Annotated in this window: 1 protein-coding gene; it reads right to left on the bottom strand. The window is 48.9% G+C overall.

The window, feature by feature from the left end; genetic code table 11:
• The coding region (locus ACWGS9_RS36215; RefSeq protein ID WP_454509582.1) for a LacI family DNA-binding transcriptional regulator at positions 1-120 on the bottom strand (120 nt) is incomplete at its 3' end.
• Positions 121-225 lie beyond the last annotated feature (105 nt).

Here is a 225-nt window from a genome sequence, read left to right as displayed (position 1 = left end):
CAAAACCTTTTTTCGTGTTGCTGCCGAAACATTGGCCGAGCCATTCAAAACTCGCGAAGCGGTTCCAACGCCAACCTCCGCCAATTTGGCGACGTCTGACAACCGAACCGTGCTGCTCATTTACTGCACCTAAAACAAGCGTCGGAAACGCTGGTGATCCCTATATCAATATCGAATTACCGGAAGCGGTTCCAACATTTTCTTGACTAGGAGAAATGAGAGGCT

The organism is Mesorhizobium sp. Arg314, from assembly GCF_053714275.1.
Note: the sequence above shows the minus strand (reverse complement) of the source record. Positions and strands in the feature narration are given on the sequence as shown.